The sequence below is a fragment of the Lysinibacillus mangiferihumi genome (assembly GCF_003049665.1).
GTDB lineage: Bacteria > Bacillota > Bacilli > Bacillales_A > Planococcaceae > Lysinibacillus > Lysinibacillus mangiferihumi.
This window is the reverse complement of sequence record NZ_PYWM01000079.1, coordinates 1-2,744: the sequence shown is the minus strand read 5'-3', so window position 1 is coordinate 2,744 and position 2,744 is coordinate 1. Positions and strand designations below refer to the sequence as shown.

Below are 2,744 nucleotides of genomic sequence, written 5' to 3'. Positions count from 1 at the left end.
ATTAGGTATTTCATTGTAAAAAGAAATGTCATCAAAGCCATCGACGATAATTTCAGACCCATCTGAAATACAAATTTTTAAAACCATATCCATATGTATCACCTACCTTTCTATCCAAATTGTAACAAAAGGTAGGCGAAAGGAGGAAATATATTGGAAATTATTAATTTAAACGGTCAGTTAGTAACTGATAGTAGAGATATTGCAAAAATGGTTGGACGCAGACACGACCAAGTATTACGCGATATTAAAACGGTTATCGAACACTTAGGAGATGACCACAAAAGTGTGGGCAACTATTTTATCGAAAGTACCTATAAAGATAACCTAAATCGTGAGAAGTTTTGTTACTTGTTAACTAAAAAAGGTTGTGAACTATACGCGACCCGCATGACAGGTGAAAAAGGTACGTTGTTCGCAATGACTTATATTGATCGATTCAACGAAATGGAACAACAAATACAAAACCCTATTAACAGTTTAGAACTAGCATTACAAGCTGCACTGAAACATGAACAAGAACTAAAGGTCATTAAGTTAGATGTAGATTTTCTTAAAGGCAGTATGCGAATTGATTCACTACAACAACAAGAAATACAACAGGCAGCTAAACAATCAATTGTACAAGCTTTAGGCGGTAAAGATTCGGTTGCCTATAAAGAGATTAGTAAAAAGGTATTTTCGGCATTTTGGAATGAGTTTAAGCAATATTTCAAAATTCCACGTTATGGAGATATACCAAAGGTTAAACATGAGGAAGCATTAAGATTTATTAGCTTATGGCGTCCTTCCACATCATTACAGATGGAAATTGACAGTTGTAATAGTCAAATAGCATGGGGTGATGAACAATGAGTCTACCCAAAGTTCCGATTGATGTACAACGTAAAATGCATGCTTTCTTTGTAAAGACATCTGCTCCTCGTATAGTTGCGAGAGAGATGGAGAAAAAAAGGTTAGAGGTAGGTGAACCGAATGAACACAACCAACAAACAATGGTTAGCGATGTCGGATGAGGAAAAGCAAGTAGCGTTAAATAAACGTTCAAAAGGAGATGTTTAAGTGAGACAAATTAAACCAGTACCAGTTGCATTAGTCAGCCAAGCTATTAATAAAGCAATATCAGCACGTCAAAAATAAAACTATCAATCTATTGGAGGTTACTAGAATGAAAGCAGTATTAAATGTTAAAGGTACGAAGTTATCAGTGGTTGGTCTAAATATCCATGAGGATAAATTCACAAGCGTACAAGTTTTAGATGCAGCAGGTAAAGTAACAACGCATTACGACAGCAAGCATGCACCGTATGTTCCAGAAGGCGCGAGTGTAATTAATCTCAAAGAAGCACTCGAATTTCCTGATGCTAATAAGGAGATTGTGGAGGAATTAAATCAGTTACTTGTAGATTCCCGAGATCATCTAAAGGACTTAGGAGAACAAATTATCCAAGAAGTATTAGTCCATGATGGATTACCTTTCGGAGACAGTGCACTTCCTAATCTAGTAAAAGAATACAAGGAACATAGAGATTACATTGACGGTGTTGAATCAGCGTTGGAGGTTGTCAAACGTGACAACTATGCTTAAGCAATTACAGCGTAATGCAGTCATTGAACAGTTGAAGAAGAATGGCATCCACAGTATTGATGGACAACCGTTAAGCGAAGTGTTGTATACAACGTTGCTTAAAACATTGGCGCTGAAACGTGCAGCGCAGGATTGAAGGAAGGTGATTAGTAATGGACATAAATCGAATTAAACAAATCGATAGAAAAATCGATGAGATGCATCAAACGCTAGGTGATTCACCTAATGCAATGGTTAATTTTCAAGCTGTGTACAACGATATGAAATATCTAATCATGATGGCTTTAGATGGTCAAAAAGAAGCGAATAAGCTACGTACAAAAATCGGTCGGATGAAAATTACTATCAAGAAAAAAGACCATGTTATTCGTACAATCGACCATCATAACAATCGTTTAGGTAATGATAATCGGGCGAAAACAACAGTACTAGAAAAATTTCGCGAAGAAAACAAACGTTTACGTGAAGCACTTGAAAGTGCACAAAGCCAATTAATTTCAATCAGAGGATTAGATAAAGTACACGATAGCGAAATTACAGGAATTTGTGCTGAAATACGAAAAACATTGGAAGGAGGAGAAATCAAATGAAATCAACAGGTATCGTACGCAAGGTAGATGAGTTAGGACGTTTAGTAATTCCGAAGGAGCTACGTCGCACGTTAAATATTGAAGAAAAAGATGCTGTAGAAATCTTTGTGGATGGCGATCAAATCATTCTAAAAAAATACATGGCTAATATGACATGCGCCGTGACTGGTGAAGTATCAGACAATAATTTCAGTTTACTAGGTGGAAAGTTAGTTTTAAGTCCAGAAGTTGCTAAAAAGTTAGTTGCTGAAATCGAGCAATCCAAGTAGGTGATTCCATGCGTATAGGCTACACACACGCTGATGTATATGACCGAGAATCAGACTACTGGCAAGACATCGAGGATGCAGAGAATGCCCAAATAGAGGCACAAAAAAACTTGTCAAAGGGTGCAACCAATGACAAGCAGATACAAAAAATAAATCAAAATCAAATCACGGGTATTTTACCACAGGAGGATGCGAAATGACAAAGTTTATCGAGCAACGTGTAGAAGTTTTAGAAAACGAAGTAGCTGAATTAAAGCTAATCGTTCATGAATTACGTGGTAAGAAATCAATTGAGCC

At 36.6% G+C, this 2,744-nt stretch carries 7 protein-coding genes; all 7 read left to right on the top strand.

Translation table 11 applies throughout. The features are described 5' to 3' along the window. Positions 1–153: 153 nt before the first annotated feature. The 7 genes from C9J37_RS27315 (at position 154) to C9J37_RS27295 (ending at position 2,647) form a co-directional block, all read left to right on the top strand. Positions 154–855, top strand: a complete 702-nt coding sequence (locus C9J37_RS27315) for a Rha family transcriptional regulator (protein WP_107897914.1) — start codon at positions 154–156, stop codon at positions 853–855. Then, positions 852–1,016, top strand: a complete 165-nt coding sequence (locus tag C9J37_RS28695) for a hypothetical protein (RefSeq protein WP_167397463.1) — start codon at positions 852–854, stop codon at positions 1,014–1,016. The genes C9J37_RS27315 and C9J37_RS28695 overlap by 4 nt, the downstream gene beginning before the upstream one ends. A 152-nt stretch (positions 1,017–1,168) precedes the next feature. Beyond that, a complete protein-coding gene (locus C9J37_RS27310) occupies positions 1,169–1,588 on the top strand; it encodes a hypothetical protein (protein WP_107897913.1) in 420 nt (139 codons plus the stop codon). Further along, positions 1,572–1,724 carry a hypothetical protein gene (locus C9J37_RS28690; RefSeq protein ID WP_167397462.1) on the top strand — a complete coding sequence of 51 codons (153 nt, stop codon included), beginning with the start codon at positions 1,572–1,574 and terminating at the stop codon, positions 1,722–1,724. Before C9J37_RS27310 ends, C9J37_RS28690 begins: the two co-directional genes overlap by 17 nt. A gap of 16 nt (positions 1,725–1,740) precedes the next feature. Then, a complete protein-coding gene (locus tag C9J37_RS27305) occupies positions 1,741–2,178 on the top strand; it encodes a hypothetical protein (RefSeq protein WP_107897912.1) in 438 nt (145 codons plus the stop codon). After that, positions 2,175–2,447: a transition state genes transcriptional regulator AbrB gene (locus C9J37_RS27300; RefSeq protein ID WP_107897911.1), complete on the top strand. Its 273-nt coding sequence runs from the start codon at positions 2,175–2,177 to the stop codon at positions 2,445–2,447. The genes C9J37_RS27305 and C9J37_RS27300 overlap by 4 nt, the downstream gene beginning before the upstream one ends. 8 nt (positions 2,448–2,455) lie before the next feature. Next, positions 2,456–2,647 (top strand): hypothetical protein, encoded by a 192-nt coding sequence (locus tag C9J37_RS27295; protein ID WP_107897910.1) that lies wholly within the window; start codon positions 2,456–2,458, stop codon positions 2,645–2,647. Positions 2,648–2,744 lie beyond the last annotated feature (97 nt).